Origin of the sequence: Chryseobacterium lacus, assembly GCF_003336205.1 — a bacterium.
Taxonomy (GTDB): Bacteria; Bacteroidota; Bacteroidia; order Flavobacteriales; family Weeksellaceae; genus Chryseobacterium_A; species Chryseobacterium_A lacus.
The window spans coordinates 1-20,858 of record NZ_QPIE01000004.1; the positions used below are offsets into that span (position 1 = coordinate 1).

A 20,858-nucleotide genomic window follows, 5' to 3' on the forward strand; every position below is an offset into this window, starting at 1 on the left:
TAGTCCTTAACTCCTCCGGAGATTTTTTTTTGTAGCCATTTTATATGTTTTTTAGGGTTTAATAAAAACAAAATTACTAAAACGGTGAATGGGAAAAGCTACCGGAGGTTTAGTTCAACATTGTATTATTACAAGTCTTTATGCAAAGTCCCATAAACACTACATTTCCTTACCTTATTCATTAATTAGATACAACATAAGTATAACAAATTAAAAAACTTCGGTAAACAGATAGATTCCCGCCTTATTCTGTTTTGCAAGGAAATTTAACTGCTGATATTCAGGAAGTATAGAACAATAATATGATTGGCTTGCTTTAGCAAAGCCATTGCTTATTAAGAGCTCATTCAGGCATTCGCCGTTAGGCAGAATGACATACGCCAAATCTCTCAACCAAAAATCTGTTCTGTTGTCAAGTTCGGTTATGAGTGTGATCCTCGTACCAGGTGGACACACATTCAAAACATAATCCAAACTCATCAGTCCGTATTGAAGCAAAAGCGAAGCAGGAATACGGCTTTTCGCTTCATCCTCGCGCATTTTTCTTGATAAATGAACTTCCGGTGCATCCAAGCCGTAAAGTCGAATTTCGCGCCTTTCCTGTGTGAATTCCTGTTTTACTTTCAGACTGTCTCCGTCCAGGACTTCTTCAACGATCCAAAAAGTTTCCACATGGCTGTTCGGGATTTGGAAATATTTTAGACTTTCATTTCCTGTTGTGCTGCCTTCCATTTCGTTATGGTTTGCACTAATTGCACTGTATTTCATTGGTTTTCAGTATTTTAACTATTGTTTTTTCAAAGTTAATAAATGAAATTTGTATCTGTCTAGACAACAGTGTTTTTCATTCTTTTTCAATTTTAAATATTTATTATCATGGCAAGACAAAAAGGCCTCATGAAATACGTCGGAACAATCGGCGACGTTAGGCATTTCAAAATCAAAGGACAGGAAGGATTTTTCGCCGGTATGGTTGGCGGTCCAACTGCTGAACAGGTGAACAATGCGCCCGAGTTCGAAAGAACAAGGGAAAATATGAACGAATTTGGCGGCTGCGCCAAAGTCGGCAAATCATTAAGAACGGCTCTGTCTGCTCTTATGGGAAAATTTACAGATCCTCAGGTTACAGGTCGTTTGACTTCAATTATGAAGAAAATCAACCTGGAGGACGGAACCGAAGCGAGAGGTTACAGAAAGGTGGAAGTTTCAACACAGAGAAATTATCTGCTTGGATTCGAGTTCAACAAGAATCTTTCTATCTCCGGGATCTTCAATGCTCCGTATGACATTGAGCCGGATGCAGGAAGAACTTCTTCAGATTTCATCGTGGCGGCGTTTAATCCTGCTGATTTGATTTCTGCTCCTTCAGGATCCACGCACTTCAGACTGATTAACGCTTTGGCTGTTCTTTCTGATTTTTCTTACAACCCAACTACTGGAAGTTACGAGCCGGACGATATGGTGAACAACGAGTTAACCAACATCGCTTATTCTCCATACATTCCTTTGAATGCGGCTTATGCAGGTTCAACCATTACAGCAACACTTCCGGGAGCTCCTGTGTTGGCTGCAAACGCTTCGGTGGTTCAGTGTATCGGCATTGAGTTCTTTCAGGAAGTGAACGGAAACTATTATCCATTTGCCTCCGGAAACTGTCTCAAAATTGAGGAAGTATTTTAGGATAAAATCTTCAAAGGGCTTCCCGAACAGGGAAGCCTTTTTTGTTTCACTTTACTATTTCACAAATACTTAATCAGTTATGAAAACAAAAATCATCAGAGTTGCAGAAGGCAAAAATTCTACACTCTCACATTTATACATTGACGGCATTTTTCAGTGTTTTCTCCTGGAAGATAAAATCCGTAAAGTAAAGATTATGAAGAAAACAGCCATTCCGGAAGGCATCTTTAAACTCCGTTTAAATACCTGGGGAGGAATGAACAAAACGTATTTCCCAAAATATGGACCAATCCACAAAGGAATGATAGAGATTGCCGATCTTCCGACATTCAGCTCGGTGTACATTCATATCGGAAACACGATTGAACAGACTGCAGGTTGTCCGCTTGTCGGACTTTCCTACATCAAAAAGGACGGCGATTTTCAGGTTCTGCAAAGCGTGGACGCTTACAAACAGGTTTACAAAAAACTGTATGAAGCCGCTACCGGAAAAGATAATCAGATTGAAATCAGTAATAATTTTCAATTCTAAGAAATGGACATTATGGAAAATGAAATCACAGTGAGCGTGTTCTTTGGTTTTACCAGCAGTGTTCTTTTGGCGGTAGTGGCCTACTTTATCCGGCAACTGCACACCGACTTTAAAAGTATGGAAAGGGATATGACAGAGGTCAAGACAATGGCACTGGTCATCAAAACCGAGTTTAAGAACAGTTACGATCTTCTCAATCAGAAGGTTGAATATTTGGAACAAAGAATCAATAAAATCGAGTTGAATCAAATTAAAAATCAAGACAATGAAAAATAGAAATTTAAACTTAGTGGATCGCGTATTGGAACCAACACCAAAATGGTTCAGAATTGTGCGTAATCTTGGACTGGCTTTGTCAGCAGTTGGCGGTGTTCTTGTGGCTGCTCCGGTTGCACTTCCTGCAACTGTTGTTGCGGTCGGTGGCTATTTGCTTTTGGGCGGAACGATCATTGGCGCGGTATCACAAACGGCAGTCAGTGCCGAAGAATACGGCAACAAAAACCGAAAATTCCGGGAAAATTCTACGGAAAATCAACATAGCGAATCAGGAAAACAGCCTTAATCAGGCGCTTATCTTCAACGAAAATTATTCAGGCCGGTTCATAAGACCGGCTTTATTATTTGCTTTCCTCCGTTTGCACCGTTTCTTATAAAGGGGCGAAATATGTATGCTTTATGTTGCGCTTATCGGTTAAATCAGGGTGAATCAAGTCAAAGTCAGGGTGTGGAAAAATTAGTCAGGGCATCCGGCGGCTGGTCGGCGCGTTTTTTTCCGGTCATTCTTTCATAAAAAAAACTTCCCGAAGGAAGTTTTTGAAATTTACATTGTTAAATAATACCTGCGGACTAAACTGTTTTGCAGTTCCTGGACTGCTTTGGACTGCTGCGCTATCTTCTGCTCCAGTTCCCAGGTGGATTTGATTTTGTTTACCATTTCCGGGTTTCTGTTGGCTTTTTCAATGCCGGGTTGAATCCATTGCAAAAGCAGTTTTTTCAAGTCTGAAAGGCGAAGCATTTCAATGACGGAGCCGCAAAGGTGCGGGTGAAAGAAACCGTTTTTCCAGAAGGCGTAAAAAGTCCAGTAGTAAGTTTCCAGTTCTTCCGTGTTGCTGACATACAGAATAAAACAGTTCGGGCAGGGTTCAAAAAGTGGTTTTCCGGCATTTCTGCCGCGGTTTAAAATGTAGAGTGCCTGTTCGGGCGATTCGCGATGCACTGAGTAAGTGCGTACTTTGTTTGTAAGCATAATTTTGGTTTAAAAAATTTTGCTCCGCTGAAAATTTTTCAAAAGAAAAAAAAGAAAAAAAGAAAGTGCTCCGACCGTGTGGAAGGAAAATGCGATGCAATATTTTTTTGCAAAAAGTATTGCCGTATTTTATTTCACGGAAATAGTTTTTGCAAAAAACCGTTTACGGCTTGATATTGTCAGCACATTTTCCTGATAACAGACCTTTACTTTCTTTTTTATTTTTTTTTCTTGGTGCCTGATCTTCGATTGAGGTGTAATCAAGGCTGTGGGAAGAATGGGAAAAAACAGGTGCATAGTGCTGTGAATACTTGGAACAGTGCTATGCTCCTGTGCGCGGTGACGGAAGTGTATTGACGGCAGAGAAAAACGGTTCTTCAGAATCCGAAAAGTGAATGCCGGCTATATACTGTAGGAACTTGGGAAAGCGGTGGCAAACTGGGGAAACAGACTCGCAGGATAATGGTGCTTTACGAATCAGTCATCTTGCTAAAATATTTCTTATGTGTCGGAATGGAAAAAGCGGCTGGAAAGACAGTGGTATGGAATGCTGAAAGAAAATGCTTTGCTTGGGAATTTTCATCACGCGCCACAAACAAACTACAAACCTTTGCCTATGAAACCGAATTGTTTTTGGTGTGTGGTGAAAATATGGCGGCAGCGAAAGCAATTTTCTTCAGTATGGAATACTACTGTGTGTGGTGACGAAAGCGACTGTATTGCCACTAAACTTTTCCGCTGAAAAAAAGCAATACAGTGGCTGTAGGAACTGGCCAAATCCCGAAACTCTCTGCACCATTTTTCTGCATCCTTAGCAGGGTTGGTGGGGATTTGTAGGTTTTCGTTTGGGGAACAGAACTTGTAAATTATAACTGCCCTGGCCGCTGGAAGGCGGTGGCTCCTGAGGGCTTGCCCGAAGGAAAGGAAAGCATTTTACATAATTTCAAATTATAGGCACTTGGTGGCTGGTTGTGAGGGAATACAGTTTTGCAGAAACGATGGAAAAATGCGGTTGCCTGCAAAACTGTATGGAGGAACCCCCCGTAGCGTTGGAAAGTGCGTATAATTTTCATTATGTAACTTGCTGTGGCAGAGCGTGGATTTTGGAAAAAAATCTTTTACTTTGAAAGAATAAAATAATAGCAATCATTTTCTGACTGCTATTAATATTTATCAAAATTTCATATTCTGTATTCTAACCGCATTTAGGATTGCAAGAAGTGCTACACCAACATCGGCGAAAACGGCTTCCCACATTGTGGCTAAACCGCCTGCTCCCAATATTAATACAATTCCTTTTACTACGAATGCAAGAATAATATTCTGCCAAACAATTTTCTTGGTCTGTTTCCCAATGTTGATTGCCATTGGAATTTTGGAGGGTTTGTCGTCCTGTATTACCACATCTGCGGTTTCTATGGTTGCATCGCTTCCCAAACCGCCCATTGCAAGCCCAACATCACTCAATGCTACAACAGGAGCATCATTTACACCATCTCCCACAAATGCTACTGTTTCGTTCCTGCTTTTTATTTCTTTTACTTTATTTACTTTGTCTTCGGGGAGTAAATCTCCAAAATAATTGGTAATTCCAATTTTTTGGGCTACTTCCTGAACCACAGCCGTTTTGTCACCACTCAACATTGTAGGTTTTACGCCTAATTTTATTAATGCATCAACGGTATTTTTTGCATCTTCTTTTATCTTATCGGAAATGGTAAGATAGCCGGCAAATTTTCCGCCGTAAGCCACTGCAATAAGGGTATCAGCAACAGATTTGTGGTCTACAGTATAAGGGACAGAAAATTTATCCATCAGTTTGAAGTTTCCTGCAAGGAATTCTTTGCCGTTCACCGTTCCTTTAAGTCCGTGTCCTGAAATTTCTTCCACATTTTCCATATTTACGGAATGGTCAATTTCACCTACATATTCGTGAACTGCTGTTGCAATGGGGTGAGTGGATTTACTTTCAATAATATTGAGGTATTTCAGGATTTCTTTTTCATCAAAGCCCTGCTCCATAAAAACCTGCTGCACTTTGAAAACGCCTTCTGTCATTGTTCCGGTTTTATCCATGACCACATTTTTGATTTCTGCCAAAGCATCTAAAAAATTACTTCCTTTGAACAGAATACCGTTTCTGCTACCGGCACCAATTCCACCGAAATAACCCAAAGGAATTGAGATTACTAATGCACACGGACAGGAAATTACCAAGAAAACCAACGCTCTGTAAAGCCAAGTTTTGAAATTGTAATCTGCGACAAAGAAATATGGCAGCAGACAAATTGCCACTGCAAGGAAAACGACAATCGGGGTATAAATTTTTGCAAATTTTCGGATAAAGAGTTCTGTTTTTGCCTTTTGTGTTGTAGCATTCTGAACCAATTCCAAAATTTTTGACAATTTGGAGTTGGTATATTCTGTGTTGATTTTTACCTGCGAAACAGCATTAAGATTTATCATTCCTGCCAAGACTGTATCTCCTTTCTTTTTTGTATCGGGTTTGCTTTCACCTGTTAATGCTGCGGTATTGAAGGAAGCAGTTTCAGAAATCAGTTCACCATCTAATGCTAATTTTTCACCGGGTTTCAACTGAATAATTTGTCCTATTTGTGCGGTTTCTGCTTTAATGTTTTTTGGCTGATTGCCGTCCAAAATCGTTACTTCATCCGGTCTTTGGTCTAAAAGTTTGCTGATATTTCCTTTTGCTCTTTGCACTGCAAGAGTTTGGAAAACTTCGCCCACTGCATAAAAAAGCATTACAGCAACACCTTCAGGATATTCACCGATTGCAAAAGCACCTACTGTAGCAATAGTCATTAAGAAAAACTCTGAAAAAATATCTTTTTTCAAGATACTTTCCCACGCTTCTTTGATAACAGGAAATCCTACAGGAATATAAGCAACTATATACCAGACTATCCGCAGCCAATCTTTAAACCATTCGGGTTTTACCAAATGGTCTAAAGCAAGCCCCGCAATTAAAATAACGAAAGAAATTACGGATGGTAAAAATAGTTGCAGTGTTGATTTACCCGTATTGTCGTGGCTATGATCGTGCTCGTCGGAATGTTCATCGTGCTTTTGTCCATCGTTGTCGGAATGCGTTACGGATGTTTTTGAATTATTTCCTGTACTATTATAGGCTTTATCTGTTGTGGAGCAGCATTTATCTTCTAACAATTTTTTAGCACCGGCATCGGTATAGATTTTACCTTCCTGCGGAGTGCAGCACAATTGATTTCCTTTTTCGTCGTAAATATGTTTGTGTTCTGTTTTCATAAAAGTCTTTTTGTTTTACGTTTGTAATTATTGTAGTTTTCACCATGGCTTTTAAGCAAGTATTCTTCTTCTAATCTTATTTGGACCTGAATAATGAGGTATACTGTGATGAAAATGCAAAAGGTTATGGCGTTTGGAATTATTAGAAACAAGGAAAATACACAAAAAATCATTCCAAGAAAAATTGGATTTCTGCAGATGGAAAATAGTCCTGTAGTAACTAAATCTGTTTTGTTTTTTTCATCAATACCCACTCTCCAACTATTGCTCATTTGTATTTGTGCGATTATTATCCAAATTAATGAAAGATGCAAAATAATAAGCCCCACTATTCTTATTATTTTGATTTCCAAATAGTAAATGGGGACTGAATATTGGTATATACTTTCAACACTATACATCATAATTACCGCTAACAAAGTGCCTAAAAGTATTTTCATAATATTTCCCACATAGTTATGAGCATTGTCTTCTTTGCCGAAAGTAATAGGATTAATGCCGGTTTTTTTATACACTCTGTAAGTAGGAATTACAAATACAAACATCATTACAATTAAGTAAAAAATTGGCAAATAGTATTTTAATAAATCATTCATGTAAATTATTTTTTAATGTCCGTGTCCTTCTTCGCCGGTGTTATTCATTTTAGCCAAGATAAAAAAGGCGTTTTTTGTTACCACTTTTATATTGGCGGGAATTGGTTTTAAAGGTGTAATCTGCGTATAACCCAAATCGGTAGTTCCTTTTGCGACAGGAATTTTTTCAAAAGTCACTTCGCCTGCTGTTTTCTTATTCTGATTATTTTTTGGTTCTGAATGCGTGTGACCGTGTTCATCTTTTTCGTTTTCGGCAATTGCCGTATGTTCTTTCTCGGTATGTTCATCCGAAACGATAAAAATAAAATCCTGTCCTTTATCATTTACTATGGATGCTGTAGGTACAGAAGGTGTAGTTTTGGTATCAAGACTGATTATCGCCGTAACGCTCATTCCATCAATTAATCCGGATTTATCTCCGGTTACATCCGCATGCACGGGAACGGTTTTGCTGTCGCCTTCAAAAGCGGTTCCAATTGAGGTAATGCGTGCGTCATATTCTTTGGCGGGACTGTTTGTTAATGTAAAATGAATGGTTTGCCCGGGTTGTACTTTAACCAAATCTTTTTCATACACATAAATATCCAAATGCAGTGAGGAATTGTTGACAATTTCTGCAATGGGAGAAGCCATATCTACATTACTGCCAATTTGTGCAATGACTTTACTCACTGTTCCACTAATAGGAGCACGAACAGACAGTACAGAATTGTAGCCCTGTGAAGCACCAATACTGCCCAACTGTTTCTGCAAACCTGAACGCTGACTGCGTAAGGTTGCAAGTTCTGTCTGTGCCTGCTGTAATTTTTTGAGCGGTGCTGCATTTCCTTTGTAAAGTTGCTGTGCCCTTGTTACTTCCAATTCTGCCATTTTAATTTGCGCATTCACCTGCTGTAACTGCTGCTGCATCTGAATGAGGTCGGGATTGGAAATGGTTGCGATTACCTTACCTCGGGTAACATAACTTCCGGGCTGCACATACAACGAACGCACTACACCACTATAAACAGGGGTTACAAATGCTTTGTTTTGGTTGGGAACTGTAAGCATTCCGCTCACTTTTACGGAGTTGGTAAGTTCTTTGTTTTCAATACTGCCGTATTCAATCCCGATGGCATTGATCTGTTCGTTGGTGAAGGTTGCAACATTCGGATTTTCGTGTTCGTCTTTGTGTTGGCTTTCTTCCGTAGTTTCACTATTGTTTTTTTCGATTTGGGTTTCTTTCTTGCAGCCTAAGAGTAAAAGAGAAACTGCAAATAGAACTGCTATATATTTTTTCATTTTAAATTCAGTTTTAACCGGTTATTTTCCTGTATAATAGTTGTAATTAATGACTGCCTGATTGTAATCATTGAGGGCTTGCAAATGGTTTTTTCTAATTTCTACTGCCTGTGTAAAGAACTGATACATTTCCGAAAAGCCAATTTCACCGGCACGGTAACTCAACATGGCAGCATCAAAAATTTGGTCTGCCTGTATGAGACCGGTTCCTTCATAATATTTCAGCAGTTCTTCGGCCTTCATAATTTCGGTGTATGCTGTTTGTTTTTTTGTTGATAGTTCAGTTTGCTGAAAAATTAACTGCTGCTGTTGCAGTTTCACATCGGCTTCTGCGGCTTCCACTTTGGATTTATAGGCGGATTTACCAAAAATCGGGATTTCAGCACCCACAGAAAATCCTGTAATTGGGTCTTTAACCCCAAATATGCTTTGAGAAAATATGCGTCCTGAAAAATCAGGTTTGTTCTGCATTTTCTGAATTTCAATATTGGCTTTCGAAATCTCAATATTCTGCTGTTGCAATGCGAGTGCAGGGTGAATGCTGTCTGAAATTATTTCTTCCGTCTTTATTTTATTCAGCGACTGTTTTAAAGGAAGATAATTTTCCGAAGAATTAAGGAAAAGGCTTAACTGTTGTTGCTGCGCTTTAATATCCTGCTGATTTTGTTGCAGGCGTGCCTGCAATTCCTTCATCCGTGCTTCTGCTGCAATGGCTTCCAAACCGGCTGCTTCACCTGTTTTGAAGCGAAGGTTTGCCGCTTTATACATGGAAGTATAATATTCATCCAACTTACTATACAAATTTGCCACCTCCTGCAAATACCACAACTGATAGTAGGAAGCGCTTACTTCTTTGCGAATTACTGCGTCCAAAAGGTTTTTATTTTTCTTGTGATACTGGGTTTGTTCTTCATAAAATTTTCTTCTTGCCTTGTAAACTCCGGGCCACTGAATGGTTTGTGTTACCGCCAACTGCAATGCACCTGTCGCCTTACTTGGACGCATCTCCTCATTTTCAAGAAAAATACCTGTTTTGGGAATTTCTCTTTTGGCTTTGGCTTCAATTTCTGCTTTACTGATTTGGGCATTATTTACGCTGTATTGCAGATTATTTTGGAAAGCGATATTTACCGCTTCTTCGGGCGAAATTCTTTGTTGGGCAAAGGCACTTCCCCCAACAAAAATCAGTAAAAATGAAATGATGGTTACAGGTTTGGACTTCAATTTTTTAAGATGTGTTTTCAAGTTATTTTTGGAATTAAAAATAATGTAAAGCAACGGCAAAACGAAAAGCGTAAGAATGGTTGCCGTAACCAAACCGCCGATAACGACTGTTGCCAACGGACGTTGCACTTCGGCACCACTACCTGTAGAAAGTGCCATCGGAAAAAATCCGAACGAAGCCACTGCTGCCGTCATCAATACCGGTCTCAAACGGATACTTGTTCCCTGAATTACCCTTCGAAGGATATTATGAACACCCGACTGCTGCAAATCTTTGAAAGTGCTTATCAACACAATTCCATTGAGAACTGCTACACCGAAAAGTGCGATAAAACCAACACCTGCCGAAATACTGAAAGGCATTCCCCGTAACATCAACGCAAAAACACCCCCAATCGCACTCATGGGAATGGCTGTAAAAATGAGAACACTGTCTTTGAGATTTCTGAACGTAAAAAACAGCAGGACGAAAATAAGTCCTAATGCCACCGGAACTGCAATCTGCAAACGAGAGGAGGCTTCTTTTAGATTTTCGAAAGTTCCGCCATAGGTATAATAGTAACCTGCCGGGAGAATTTTTGCATCATTCAGTTTTTTTTGTATTTCGGTTACCACACTTTCCACATCCCTGCCCTTAACATTGAAACCTACCACAATACGGCGTTTGCCATCTTCGCGGCTGATTTGTGCGGGTCCTTCTTTAAACTCTACTGTTGCCACCTGCGAAAGCGGTATCTGTACTCCGTTTTCGCCGGGAATAAAGAGATTACTCACATCATCAATAGATGAACGGTTGATGCTGTCGAGCCGTGCAACCAAATCAAATTTTCTTTCATTTTCAAAAACAACACCTGCACTTTCGCCTGCAAAAGCAGTGCTTACTGTATGATTAATATCCTCAATATTCATACCGTAGGAAGCAAGCCTTGCTCTGTCGTAGGTAATGGTTATTTGCGGTAAACCGTCGGTTTGCTCAATTTGCGGGTCTGTAGCACCTTCCACTGTTTTAACTACATTAGCAACTTTTGGAGCCAATTCTGCAAGTGTATCAATATTTTCACCAAAAATCTTAATGGCTACGTCCTGACGAACACCTGTCATTAACTCATTGAAACGCATTTGGATCGGTTGTGAAATTTCAAAGAAAACACCGGGTATCATTTCTAATTTTTCCATCATTTCGGCACTCAGTTCTTCATAAGATTTTCCGCTGTTTTTCCATTCCTTTTTCGGTTTCAGGGTTACGATAAGGTCGGACGCTTCAGGCGGCATCGGGTCTGTAGGGACTTCTGCGCTACCTGTTTTGCCAACCACGGTAATAACTTCCGGAAAAGATTTTAAAATTTTTGAAGCCTGCATTGAAGTTTCGATACTTTGTGATAATGAAGTTCCCTGTGGCAAAATGCAGTGCACTGCAAAATCACCTTCCTGAAGTTGCGGAATGAATTCGCCGCCCATTCGTGAAAAAATTACAAGCGCAACTGTAAGTAAAGCCACTGCTGCTGCAACCACAGCGTATTTCAGTTTGATGGCTTTCTTCAACAAAGGCAGGTAAAAAGCGTGGAGTTTTTCCATCATACGGTCTGCAAAAGTTTTTTTGTCAGTAATTTTTTTAGACAAAAACAAAGCGGACATCATGGGAATATAGGTTAAAGAAAGTATGAGTGCACCAAGAATGGCAAAGGAAACGGTTTCTGCCATTGGTCGGAACATTTTGCCTTCTATACCTTGCAGAGAGAGAATTGGCAAATAGACAATGAGGATAATAATCTGCCCGAATGCTGCGGAATTCATCATTTTTTTAGCACTTTTCGCTACGGCGTTGTCCATATTGGCTTGGTTGAGTTTTTTGCCTCCGTGATGGACTGCGAGAAAATGCAGGGTTGCTTCTACGATAATTACGGCACCATCCACAATCAGTCCAAAATCTATTGCACCCAAACTCATCAGGTTTGCACTTACACCGAAAACATTCATCAATCCCAAAGCAAAAAGCATCGAAAGCGGAATAGCAGAAGCCACGATAAGACCTGCCCGTAAATTGCCTAAAAATAGAACAAGTACGAGGATTACGATGAGTGCACCTTCCACAAGGTTTTTTTCTACGGTGCTGATTGCACGGTTTACCAAATCGGTTCTGTCCTGAAATGCCTCAATAACAACATCCTGCGGAAGGGATTTTTGAATGGTTTCCATTTTTTCTTTTACGCGGCTCACCACTCTTGCAGAGTTTTCGCCTTTCAGCATCATTACGATACCGCCTACAGCTTCTTTGTCGCCATTAAAGGTTAATGCACCGTATCTCACCGCACTTCCCATCTGAACCTGTGCCACATCCTTAATGAGCACCGGAATTCCGTTTACTTTTTTAATGACAGTATTTGCAATATCATCAAGCCCCGAAATCAAGCCTATACCTCGTATAAAATAGGCATTGGGTTTTTTGTCGATATAGGCGCCTCCGGTATTCTCATTGTTTTTTTGTAAAGAAGAAAAAATGTCGGCAATGGTTACATTCATCGCTTTTAGGCGAAAGGGATTAATTGCGACTTCATACTGTTTCAGTTTGCCACCAAAACTGTTAATTTCTGCCACACCGGGTGTTCCGTAGAGTTGGCGTGCTACAATCCAATCCTGCATCGTTCTGAGGTCTGTAGGAGAATATTTGTTTTCTGCTCCTTTTTTTGGGTGCAATACATATTGGTATATTTCACCAAGACCTGTAGAAACGGGACCAAGTTCGGGTTTGCCAATCCCCTGCGGAATTTTTTCTTCGGCTTCCTTCAGTTTTTCGTTTATTAATTGCCTTGCAAAATACACATCCACTTCTTCTTTGAAAACCACGGTAATAACCGATAATCCAAATCTGGAAATGGACCTCATTTCTGTAATTCCGGGAATATTGGCAAGGCTTTGTTCTATTGGAAATGTGACCAACTGCTCGGTTTCCTGTGCTGCAAGTGTAGGTGTGGAAGTAATAATCTGCACCTGATTGTTGGTGATGTCGGGAACTGCATCTATGGGCAATTTTGTAGCACTATAAAGCCCCCAAATAATGAGTGCCAAAGTAAAGAGCCCCACAATGAGTTTGTTTTTAATGCTAAACTCTATAATTCTATTAAGCATCCTTATTTTTTTAGGTTAAAAATGAGAGAATAAGCATTACAGATATTATACTGCAATGCGTGGCTATAAACATAGCCGCTCTGTTCCGCAGGCAGAAACCAACGGAAAAATTATTAACCTATTTTGGGTGGTTGCCAAATGCCGGAAAGTGCACCCGGCAGAAATGAGGAAGTGTAAGAAACTACCTTCTGTGAATATTTGGTAATTCCAATATTAACAGGCAGCTCAGCAACGGTAGTGGTGCTAAATTGTGCTCCACAACAGGTGCAGGTGCAAAAAGGCGTGCAGTTGTCGGAATGTTTTTGTGTTTCGGTTTTTTTTTGGTTCTGCTCTACGGTATGATTATCTCCTGGTGCCGCCACTACATCACTACAGGGTGCAGTGAGGAGGAAGGCAAAAAAAAGTGCTAATATGAACGAAAGTGAACGCACGGTGCAAAGATAATAAAATTTCGGAAAAGTGGGGAAATTATTTAGTTTTTTAGACAAATCACAAATAATTATCTCGGTGCCATAAATCTATCTCCATTGAAGTGAATCATATGGTCTGGAACATCCATTAACCATACTACGCTTTCTCAGGCGATATGTGCTGAATGTTTGCAGTACTTTTAAAGAAGATTTATCATTAAAAACCTTCAAGAAAAATCATGGTAGTATTAAAGAAATGTATCTAATTTTTCCTTTCTCTTTTCCCAATCCGGCATCATTAGAGTTTAAAATTGGCAGAAAAAGATAAATCTGAAATTGAAAGTCCAGCCAACCAAAAAATAAATTCCCCTTTTTTGCAGTGAAATTTTCGACCATTGAAACTAAATTTTACCGTTTCACTTTGGCAATAAATATGGGTATGAAACCTAGTTTGAAAATTATCGGGAAACTGAGCTGTTGATGCGGTTTTGAACAAGATTACTTTTTGATTTTCTGCCATATTTATTCAAATTAAAAAATTGGTTTTAACAAAAATAGGTAATATTTGACATTACTTGCGCTATAAATGTAACAAAACACCTTTAAAATACTTTTAACTTTGCCCTATAAATTAAAGGCAATGCAGGCAACAGATATTTTTGAAAGATTACAAAACGGAGAAACCATTTCTTCAAACGATGCTCAAGCGTACAAAATGCGTGAAGCTTCTTTTGCTACAAAAAAGTTGTTAGTTCAAATGAATAATGCAACGGAACCCGAAGAAATTAGAAGTTTTTTGAGCCAAATTACAGGAACAGAAATCGATGAAAGTGTAATGGTTTTTACGCCTTTGCACATCAACTACGGAAAACACACGAAAATTGGTAAAAATGTTTTCATCAATTTCGATTGCGTTTTTCTGGATTTAGGTGGAATTACCATTGAAAACAATGTACAGATTGCCCCGAAAGTGAGTTTGCTTACCGAAAGTCATCCGCTAAATCCTGCCGAAAGACAATCATTAATTCCGAAATCTATTCACATCAAAAAAAATGCGTGGATTGGTGCAAATGCTACCATTTTGCAAGGTGTTACGATTGGAGAAAACGCAGTTGTTGCAGCAGGTTCGGTGGTTTCAAAAGATGTTCCCGACAATGTAGTGGTGGGTGGAATTCCTGCAAAAATTATTAAAGAAATTAAATCAATATAAAATGAAAATAGCTATAGCAATTCTAATGTGTTTTGTTTGCATTTCTCTTTTTGCTTGCAGTAAAGATGATGATACAACGCCAATCCAAAATAATGGCACTACAAATAATAACCCTTCAACTACTAAAATGAAAATTACAGTTGGCACCACAGTTTTTATCGCAACTTTGTATGATAATCCAAGTGCAAATGCGTTCAAAGCACTGTTTCCACTTTCCATCAATATGACGGAATTAAATAACAACGAAAAGTACTTCGATTTGCCCAATCCACTTCCCATAAATGCTTCCGTTGGTGGCGATATTAAAGTAGGCGATTTAACGCTTTATGGAAGTAATACATTGGTGTTGTTTTACAAAAGTTTCAACACCTCATACAGCTATACAAAGCTTGGCTATGTTGACAACCCAACCGGACTTGCAACGGCATTGGGCAATGGAAATGTAGTTGTAAAATTTGAAAATAATTAAATAAAAATAAGATGAAAAATATAGCAATTATTGCAATCGCATTTCTGCTGACCATCGGACAATCATTTGCACAAAATAAAAATTCAAAAGAAATGAATACATCAAAAGAACATTATACTTTTACATTAAGCGATAAAGTTACTCGTCAAAAAGTATCTTTCAAAAACCGTTATGGCATCACGCTTTCAGGCGATTTGTATCTTCCAAAAAATGCAGAAAACGAAAAATTATCAGCTTTAGCAATCAGCGGACCTTTTGGAGCGGTAAAAGAACAATCTTCTGGACTTTACGCCAACGAAATGGCAAGAAGAGGTTTTGCAGTGGTGGCGTTTGACCCATCTTACACTGGCGAAAGTAGTGGCGAACCGAGAAATTTAGCTTCGCCAGACATTAATACCGAAGATTTCAGTGCAGCAGTTGACTTTTTAGGACTTCAAAAAAATGTGGACAGGGAAAAAATCGGCATTATCGGAATTTGTGGTTTCGGAGGATTTGCCTTGAACGCAACCGCTATCGATAAACGTGTGAAAGCAGTTGCTACTTCCACAATGTACGATATGACCAGAGTAATGTCGAAAGGTTATAACGATGCAACAACATTAGAACAACGCACAAAAACTTTGGAACAATTAGGCGAACAACGCTGGAAAGATGCAGAAGCAGGAACATTTGCTTACGATTCAGAATACAATAAAGCGCCGAAAGATGATGACCCACAATTTATAAAAGAATATTACGATTATTATCGCACGCCAAGAGGCTATCACGAACGTTCGGTAAATTCAGGAAATTCTTGGATGGCAACTACACCTTTATCATTTATGAATATGCCTATTTTAACGTACATCAAAGAAATTTCGCCACGACCGCTTTTGATTATTGCAGGCGAGAAAGCACATTCAAGATATTTTAGTGAAACCGCATTTGGAAATGCAAACGAACCAAAAGAATTAGTCATCGTTCCCAACGCTGTACACATAGATTTTTATGACAAAATTGAGGTTATTCCGTTTGACAAATTGGAGCGTTTCTTTAGAAATAATTTGAAATAAAAAATAGCGAAAAGAAGGGCACCCGCTAATAACTAAGCTTTCGTTGGGCTTGAAAAACCAACAATGAAAGCCTGTTGAACGGAACCTTCGGGGGCTTTTTTGGCAGTCTATGGAGTTATCGTTTTTAGAATTTAGAGGTACAAAGCAGTTTTTTCAGAAGGACTGCTTTTTTTTGTGGCATTTGGTAGCCTTTATGAGTGTTTTCTTCGGTTTTTCTTCGCTGCAGCATATAAATTCCCTTACCCGCAAAGGTTATTTTACAGACAGAGGTTGAATAACGAAAAGATATTCCGGTGGCGGACCGCGCTGTCCGAAAACGGCAATGGTTATCAGGTTTCCCTCCTTGCAGCACCGGCATTTATTTACGCTGCGCTTTATGTTTGTCTCCAAACCAAATACCGCGATTGGGTGATGCTTCCTGGGTCAGTATGAAAGAGGATTTACAATGCCGCACGGTTAAGTAATTATGTATATTTGGTAAAATAAAGTATGACGTTTGTCATACATATCTCCCGCCCGGTGTTTGTATATTATATGATTTTGTCATACATATATACAAGTTACGTGCAATATATTACAAGAATATGTCTAAAAGAAGCGAGTTCAAGGATGATCTTGAAAAAATTGTTAAGATTTTCTTTCTTTGTAAAGAATCCTATCTAGTGTTAAGAGAATTGTATAAAACTCAAGATACTTCTTCTTACATACTAGACTTAAAATTTAAGAACTCGTTTTTCATTTTGACCAAAGTGAATTACTGGAGAATTATTGTGCTACAATTGTCCAAACTGTACATCGATAATGAACGCTATAACATTCTAAAATTTCTCACAAAATGTAAGAAAGGAAATTATTTCCACTCATTAAAAATTAACGAAGAGTTTATTCTTACTGAAATAAATAAAATTCAAGGACATAAAGACGTTATTTCACATATAAAATTACAACGTGACAAATTATTTGCTCACGAAGATGCATTTAATTCAACGATAGTTAATGATATTACACTTGATGAGACAAAAAATTTAATTGACTTGTGTCAAAATATTATTTTCGAGATCTATGGGGAGTTTTTTGACACTCATTATGAATTCGAAGTAGCAAATTCAGCGGAATGGAATCTTAAAAATATTTTGAAAAACCTCAACGAGAGAAATATTCAAAGACTTGAAGAACGAAAAGACATTGGGAAATTATTGAATCGCAAAAAATAATATCACAGCTAATAAATAAAATTTCGTCGGACTTGAAAAGCCAACAATGAAAGCCTGTTGAACGGAACCTTCGGGAGCTTTTTTGGCATTATGGGTTTATCGAAGAAGGATTTTAAAGATTTACAGGAGACTTTCAGAAAGGTCTCCAGCTGCGCGAAGTGTCCTCACTTCGTGCCTCCAACGATCACACTGCTACCGAACGATTGTATCGTGGAGTCATAAACTAAAACAAAAGCCAGCTTTTAGCGGTTGGATTTTACCGCGATACCAAATGCTGAGTAACGAATAATACCTCTACCTAAATCTTCCAAAACATGTGGCTGCCAAACACCAGCACCTCCCAAAACTACCCAACTACCACCGCCGTTTTCCCGCCCAACAGGAAGTCATCTGCGTCATAAAACCGGATCAGCGCAAATTTCAGGTAATGCGCTTGCACAGACTCAAATCCCTCCTCCTCAGAAATAATAAACTCAGAACAGGGAAGCGAAACCTCAAAAACAGCATCCACAAACTCCAGCGGATCCTGCCCCTCATCAGGATTGATAAACCGCAGCGTTACCACCGCTTTCGTACTACGTGCAGGAAGACGGTCAAAAAACAGCGTCCGCTTTTCATAATCATAGCGGCATCTCTTTCCGTCACCGGTGTTCCATACAAAATCGTCAAGGATTTTCCCGCTCTCACCATGCTGCAGCCCAAGTTGCACCGTCCGCTCCCCCTTGGAAGATACGGGATCCAGCTTCATAATGTCGTGAAGCATCTTCGCCACTCTCCCGTGAACGATCGGATCACGGAAATCCTTTACAAAAGGCTGGAGAGCCCGCCGCAGTTTTCTGCCAAATTTTGAACAGCGCCCGAATTCAGAGGCGTTTTTTCTTACATTCACATATTTTTCATCTTTCAGGATCTTTTCGCCGTCAAACCCACCCGGATTCCGCACGATAATTTTGCCGTTCATTTTATAAAACGAAAGCCCATCCATCTTTCCCTTAAATTTAAGAATACCTATAAGCTCTGCCATGTTATTGATAATTTTAGTGATTCTCAAAGGTAATAAATAGTATGGATATAGCATGAATATAGTATGGATATAGTATGCTTAAAGGCATATCTCCTTAACCTTTCCAAGCGTTTATTTAAGGATAAAGGTAATTGTGTCTGGGAAGTTCAATAAAAAGCTTTAGAATGCCATATAGAGCAGGAAAAGATGTTTGCCGGATAAGTTTCTAAGAAAATGGCTTAGCTTCGGTCTATAAAAATTCATGAAGAAAAGGAACATACCCACCTACGGACTATTGCAGGAAAAGTTTTCCTGAAGAATGAGTTCTATACACCCGCTAATTATCGCGCGGGTATTTTCTGTTCAGGGGACAAAAAAATTCCGCAACGGGTGTTGTGGAATTTGAAGTGGCCCAGCTTGGGCTCGAACCAAGGACTTGCTGATGATGAATCAGCGACTCTAACCAGATGAGTTACAAGGCCAGAAAACAAAAGCATATAAACCCCCGCTGCGCGAAGTGTCCTCACTTCGTGCCGGAGAACAGCAAATAACCGCTCCGCCATTCCAGAGCGCTGCTGTGAAGTTCCGTCACTTCGACACGGCTGCGAATAAGATCCTTACTTTAAATCCTTATTGAAGCATTCATTCTATTCCGCGGAATTACTGTTGTTGCGAGATATATCGGTATAATAAAAAAATGGGAAAGCATAAGTGCCAATCCTCTTTACAGTAACGGAACATTAAAGCCTGCAATTCCAAAAAAAAAGCTATCTTTAAAATTCACTTTAAAATCATCACGAATGGGCGAAATCATCAAAGCAACTTGCGGCTGTGGTTATCAGTCAAAGGAACTTAAATTCGGCGCAGGCATGGCAGATTTTGAACATTCACGAACGGTACCGGCAATCAGTATGACGACGGCGGAAATCGTAGAGCTGGATATTTTGGCCAAATCCCCCAATTCCCAATGGGTACCCTATACCGATCCCCGCTTACATGACCAGAACTGTACCTGCACTCCCTTGCAGGCATTTGACACATTTCTGCCCACTGCAGGCAACTACTGTCCGGGATGTCATCAGTTCAGGCTGAGGTTTGAATCTCTGGGACTTTATGACTAATATTAAGAGCGGCTCTCCTGAAATCCGGTTCCGGCGGCCGCAGTACCCACTACCTATTGAATTTGCAGGACTAAATTCCCCACTTTGCCACAACAAATAACATACGGGCAATGATAGTCCGTTTGTCAGCGCAAACCTTTGTGTTTTTCTTCGTAGTTACCGATCAATACAATAGTTCTGCAGTAAAGCAGCATGCCTTATTATCAATTTTTAAAACATTCTCTAAAAACAGTAAAAAAAATGTATTGATTAATTGTTTTATTTATTAACTTTGGTTGAAATTAAAATATTAGTTATGAAAACAAAATTACTTTCTATTTTGGTAATTGTGCCTTTTATTGCTTTCGGGCAATACAGTAACGGCGGGCTTAGCACCGGCACGGTAACAGGTAGCGGAGTCAATGCTCCAGCCGGGTATACATGGTCTGAAGCGCAGGCTAACACGGGAAATACAACAGAATCCAATACCAGTGGCGGCAGTACGAGTACGCACAATTCTGCAACTGCAAGCTACTTTCTGGCCGATGATTTTGTCATTCCTGCCGGTCAGTCCTGGCAAATATCTTCCATAGAGGTATTCGCTTATCAAAGCGGGTTTGTGGGATCTACATCCCCTTTCAATACGCTGCGGTTGCAAATATTCAGTTCCGATCCCTCTGTGGCGGGAGCGGTATCCGTTTTTGGTGATGCTACCACCAACAGGTTTACCACAAGCACGGATGCGATGATGTACAGAATATTTAATTCTACCACGCCGCCTCCGGGTTCTGCAGTAGGAACGACCAGAAAAATCTGGAAGACCACCGGAACTGCAAATACGACACTGGCCAGTGGAACGTACTGGTTGAAATTTCAGCTTCAGAATGTTGTGATGGGGAGTGGTGGTTTTACCCCTTCGGTTACGATCCCGGGAACACGGGGCCTTCCGGAATTTAACGGACTCCAGCTGAATGCGATCACGAATGTCTGGACTCCTTTGATAGATACAGGAAATCCTGCTACTGCACCGGATTATCCACAGGATGTTCCGTTCATTATTAATTATGCAGTGCTGGGAACCAATGAAGTGCTGCAGTATGACAACAGGGTAGTGGTGTATCCCAATCCTGTTGCCAGTGAGTTTAAAATCAACCTGCCTAAAGAAAGTCAGCGGGCTGCCACCACGATTGAAGTCTATGACATGACAGGGAAACTGATGAAAACCTTGCGCTATGCCGAATATTACAATGTGGAAGATCTTACCACAGGAGCGTATCTGCTGAAAATTAACGATGGCAGTGTCGTGAAAACGGCTAAACTGGTTAAAAAATAAATACTCAGGCTTCTTGTTTTAAAAGAAATCAGATGAATATTCGTCTGATTTTTTTTGTGAATTAGATCCTAAAAGAAAGAAGAAGGAATAAATTCGT

The 20,858-nt window shown here is 39.7% G+C and carries 20 protein-coding genes, 1 tRNA gene and 1 pseudogene; 11 read left to right on the top strand and 11 right to left on the bottom strand.

Annotation, left to right across the window (positions count from 1 at the left end; translation table 11 throughout):
- Window positions 1–210: 210 nt before the first annotated feature.
- The gene (locus DQ356_RS05465; RefSeq protein WP_114303480.1) at window positions 211–768 is read right to left on the bottom strand and encodes a thermonuclease family protein; all 558 of its coding nucleotides are present in this window, start codon (window positions 766–768) and stop codon (window positions 211–213) included.
- Between the two features lie 108 nt (window positions 769–876).
- Here DQ356_RS05465 and DQ356_RS05470 point away from each other — a divergent pair, with 108 nt between their 5' ends.
- The 4 genes from DQ356_RS05470 to DQ356_RS05485 all read left to right on the top strand — a co-directional run bounded on the left by DQ356_RS05470 (window position 877) and on the right by DQ356_RS05485 (window position 2,774).
- Window positions 877–1,680, top strand: coding sequence for a hypothetical protein (locus DQ356_RS05470; RefSeq protein ID WP_114303481.1), 804 nt, complete (start codon window positions 877–879; stop codon window positions 1,678–1,680).
- Window positions 1,681–1,759: 79 nt separating this feature from the next.
- Window positions 1,760–2,212, top strand: coding sequence for a DUF5675 family protein (locus DQ356_RS05475; protein WP_114303482.1), 453 nt, complete (start codon window positions 1,760–1,762; stop codon window positions 2,210–2,212).
- A 12-nt stretch (window positions 2,213–2,224) separates the two neighbouring features.
- Window positions 2,225–2,488, top strand: coding sequence for a hypothetical protein (locus DQ356_RS05480; RefSeq protein WP_114303772.1), 264 nt, complete (start codon window positions 2,225–2,227; stop codon window positions 2,486–2,488).
- Complete coding sequence (locus DQ356_RS05485) at window positions 2,478–2,774, top strand: hypothetical protein (RefSeq protein ID WP_114303483.1); 297 nt, start codon at window positions 2,478–2,480, stop codon at window positions 2,772–2,774. Before DQ356_RS05480 ends, DQ356_RS05485 begins: the two co-directional genes overlap by 11 nt.
- Window positions 2,775–3,032: 258 nt before the next feature.
- Here the strand turns inward: DQ356_RS05485 and DQ356_RS05490 are convergent, their stop codons facing one another.
- Window positions 3,033–3,458, bottom strand: a complete 426-nt coding sequence (locus tag DQ356_RS05490; RefSeq protein WP_114303484.1) for a DUF6943 family protein — start codon at window positions 3,456–3,458, stop codon at window positions 3,033–3,035.
- 505 nt (window positions 3,459–3,963) lie between these two features.
- Here DQ356_RS05490 and DQ356_RS05495 point away from each other — a divergent pair.
- The gene (locus DQ356_RS05495) at window positions 3,964–4,200 is read left to right on the top strand and encodes a hypothetical protein (protein ID WP_126723236.1); all 237 of its coding nucleotides are present in this window, start codon (window positions 3,964–3,966) and stop codon (window positions 4,198–4,200) included.
- A 431-nt stretch (window positions 4,201–4,631) separates the two neighbouring features.
- Here the strand turns inward: DQ356_RS05495 and DQ356_RS05500 are convergent, their stop codons facing one another.
- The 6 genes from DQ356_RS05500 to DQ356_RS05530 all read right to left on the bottom strand — a co-directional run bounded on the left by DQ356_RS05500 (window position 4,632) and on the right by DQ356_RS05530 (window position 13,900).
- Window positions 4,632–6,743: a heavy metal translocating P-type ATPase gene (locus tag DQ356_RS05500; protein ID WP_114303486.1), complete on the bottom strand. Its 2,112-nt coding sequence runs from the start codon at window positions 6,741–6,743 to the stop codon at window positions 4,632–4,634.
- Window positions 6,740–7,339 carry a methyltransferase family protein gene (locus DQ356_RS05505; protein ID WP_114303487.1) on the bottom strand — a complete coding sequence of 200 codons (600 nt, stop codon included), beginning with the start codon at window positions 7,337–7,339 and terminating at the stop codon, window positions 6,740–6,742. The genes DQ356_RS05500 and DQ356_RS05505 overlap by 4 nt, the downstream gene beginning before the upstream one ends.
- Before the next feature lie 12 nt (window positions 7,340–7,351).
- The gene (locus DQ356_RS05510; RefSeq protein ID WP_166413058.1) at window positions 7,352–8,620 is read right to left on the bottom strand and encodes an efflux RND transporter periplasmic adaptor subunit; all 1,269 of its coding nucleotides are present in this window, start codon (window positions 8,618–8,620) and stop codon (window positions 7,352–7,354) included.
- Between the two features lie 21 nt (window positions 8,621–8,641).
- Window positions 8,642–12,970: a CusA/CzcA family heavy metal efflux RND transporter gene (locus DQ356_RS05515; protein WP_114303488.1), complete on the bottom strand. Its 4,329-nt coding sequence runs from the start codon at window positions 12,968–12,970 to the stop codon at window positions 8,642–8,644.
- 113 nt (window positions 12,971–13,083) lie between these two features.
- Window positions 13,084–13,458, bottom strand: coding sequence for a DUF6660 family protein (locus tag DQ356_RS05520; RefSeq protein ID WP_114303489.1), 375 nt, complete (start codon window positions 13,456–13,458; stop codon window positions 13,084–13,086).
- Window positions 13,459–13,678: 220 nt separating this feature from the next.
- Window positions 13,679–13,900 carry a hypothetical protein gene (locus DQ356_RS05530; RefSeq protein WP_185123770.1) on the bottom strand — a complete coding sequence of 74 codons (222 nt, stop codon included), beginning with the start codon at window positions 13,898–13,900 and terminating at the stop codon, window positions 13,679–13,681.
- Window positions 13,901–14,020: 120 nt separating this feature from the next.
- Between DQ356_RS05530 and DQ356_RS05535 the strand changes: the two genes are divergently transcribed.
- From DQ356_RS05535 to DQ356_RS05545, 3 genes are all read left to right on the top strand, one after another.
- Entirely contained in the window at window positions 14,021–14,590 is a 570-nt protein-coding gene (locus DQ356_RS05535; protein WP_114303490.1) for a sugar O-acetyltransferase, read from the top strand.
- A 127-nt stretch (window positions 14,591–14,717) separates the two neighbouring features.
- On the top strand, window positions 14,718–15,059 hold the full coding sequence (locus DQ356_RS05540) for a cyclophilin-like fold protein (protein WP_228420654.1): 342 nt from the start codon (window positions 14,718–14,720) through the stop codon (window positions 15,057–15,059).
- Window positions 15,060–15,070: 11 nt separating this feature from the next.
- Window positions 15,071–16,111, top strand: a complete 1,041-nt coding sequence (locus DQ356_RS05545) for an alpha/beta fold hydrolase (RefSeq protein WP_114303492.1) — start codon at window positions 15,071–15,073, stop codon at window positions 16,109–16,111.
- Window positions 16,112–16,363: 252 nt separating this feature from the next.
- Here DQ356_RS05545 and DQ356_RS11455 read toward each other — a convergent pair.
- A pseudogene (locus DQ356_RS11455) lies at window positions 16,364–16,480 on the bottom strand (IS91 family transposase); the annotation flags it as partial.
- A 215-nt stretch (window positions 16,481–16,695) separates the two neighbouring features.
- On the opposite strand from DQ356_RS11455, the gene DQ356_RS05550 reads away from it, so the two are divergent.
- On the top strand, window positions 16,696–17,325 hold the full coding sequence (locus tag DQ356_RS05550; protein ID WP_114303493.1) for an AbiU2 domain-containing protein: 630 nt from the start codon (window positions 16,696–16,698) through the stop codon (window positions 17,323–17,325).
- A gap of 346 nt (window positions 17,326–17,671) precedes the next feature.
- Here the strand turns inward: DQ356_RS05550 and DQ356_RS05555 are convergent, their stop codons facing one another.
- Window positions 17,672–18,349 carry a hypothetical protein gene (locus DQ356_RS05555; protein WP_114303494.1) on the bottom strand — a complete coding sequence of 226 codons (678 nt, stop codon included), beginning with the start codon at window positions 18,347–18,349 and terminating at the stop codon, window positions 17,672–17,674.
- A 387-nt stretch (window positions 18,350–18,736) separates the two neighbouring features.
- Window positions 18,737–18,810, bottom strand: a tRNA-Ile gene (locus tag DQ356_RS05560).
- 318 nt (window positions 18,811–19,128) lie between these two features.
- Between DQ356_RS05560 and DQ356_RS05565 the strand changes: the two genes are divergently transcribed.
- Together DQ356_RS05565 and DQ356_RS05570 are read left to right on the top strand one after the other, a co-directional pair.
- On the top strand, window positions 19,129–19,449 hold the full coding sequence (locus DQ356_RS05565) for a hypothetical protein (RefSeq protein WP_114303495.1): 321 nt from the start codon (window positions 19,129–19,131) through the stop codon (window positions 19,447–19,449).
- A gap of 295 nt (window positions 19,450–19,744) precedes the next feature.
- The gene (locus tag DQ356_RS05570) at window positions 19,745–20,761 is read left to right on the top strand and encodes a T9SS type A sorting domain-containing protein (protein ID WP_114303496.1); all 1,017 of its coding nucleotides are present in this window, start codon (window positions 19,745–19,747) and stop codon (window positions 20,759–20,761) included.
- The last annotated feature ends 97 nt before the right edge of the window (window positions 20,762–20,858 follow it).

What these genes read in the sequence shown, in the direction of transcription:
- DQ356_RS05465 (WP_114303480.1), bottom strand. Translation starts at nt 768, where the DNA reads ATGAAATACAGTGCAATTAGTGCAAACCATAACGAAATGGAAGGCAGC.
- DQ356_RS05470 (WP_114303481.1), top strand. Translation starts at nt 877, where the DNA reads ATGGCAAGACAAAAAGGCCTCATGAAATACGTCGGAACAATCGGCGAC.
- DQ356_RS05475 (WP_114303482.1), top strand. Translation starts at nt 1,760, where the DNA reads ATGAAAACAAAAATCATCAGAGTTGCAGAAGGCAAAAATTCTACACTC.
- DQ356_RS05480 (WP_114303772.1), top strand. Translation starts at nt 2,225, where the DNA reads ATGGAAAATGAAATCACAGTGAGCGTGTTCTTTGGTTTTACCAGCAGT.
- DQ356_RS05485 (WP_114303483.1), top strand. Translation starts at nt 2,478, where the DNA reads ATGAAAAATAGAAATTTAAACTTAGTGGATCGCGTATTGGAACCAACA.
- DQ356_RS05490 (WP_114303484.1), bottom strand. Translation starts at nt 3,458, where the DNA reads ATGCTTACAAACAAAGTACGCACTTACTCAGTGCATCGCGAATCGCCC.
- DQ356_RS05500 (WP_114303486.1), bottom strand. Translation starts at nt 6,743, where the DNA reads ATGAAAACAGAACACAAACATATTTACGACGAAAAAGGAAATCAATTG.
- DQ356_RS05505 (WP_114303487.1), bottom strand. Translation starts at nt 7,339, where the DNA reads ATGAATGATTTATTAAAATACTATTTGCCAATTTTTTACTTAATTGTA.
- DQ356_RS05510 (WP_166413058.1), bottom strand. Translation starts at nt 8,620, where the DNA reads ATGAAAAAATATATAGCAGTTCTATTTGCAGTTTCTCTTTTACTCTTA.
- DQ356_RS05515 (WP_114303488.1), bottom strand. Translation starts at nt 12,970, where the DNA reads ATGCTTAATAGAATTATAGAGTTTAGCATTAAAAACAAACTCATTGTG.
- DQ356_RS05530 (WP_185123770.1), bottom strand. Translation starts at nt 13,900, where the DNA reads ATGGCAGAAAATCAAAAAGTAATCTTGTTCAAAACCGCATCAACAGCT.
- DQ356_RS05535 (WP_114303490.1), top strand. Translation starts at nt 14,021, where the DNA reads ATGCAGGCAACAGATATTTTTGAAAGATTACAAAACGGAGAAACCATT.
- DQ356_RS05540 (WP_228420654.1), top strand. Translation starts at nt 14,718, where the DNA reads ATGAAAATTACAGTTGGCACCACAGTTTTTATCGCAACTTTGTATGAT.
- DQ356_RS05545 (WP_114303492.1), top strand. Translation starts at nt 15,071, where the DNA reads ATGAAAAATATAGCAATTATTGCAATCGCATTTCTGCTGACCATCGGA.
- DQ356_RS05550 (WP_114303493.1), top strand. Translation starts at nt 16,696, where the DNA reads ATGTCTAAAAGAAGCGAGTTCAAGGATGATCTTGAAAAAATTGTTAAG.
- DQ356_RS05555 (WP_114303494.1), bottom strand. Translation starts at nt 18,349, where the DNA reads ATGGCAGAGCTTATAGGTATTCTTAAATTTAAGGGAAAGATGGATGGG.
- DQ356_RS05565 (WP_114303495.1), top strand. Translation starts at nt 19,129, where the DNA reads ATGGGCGAAATCATCAAAGCAACTTGCGGCTGTGGTTATCAGTCAAAG.
- DQ356_RS05570 (WP_114303496.1), top strand. Translation starts at nt 19,745, where the DNA reads ATGAAAACAAAATTACTTTCTATTTTGGTAATTGTGCCTTTTATTGCT.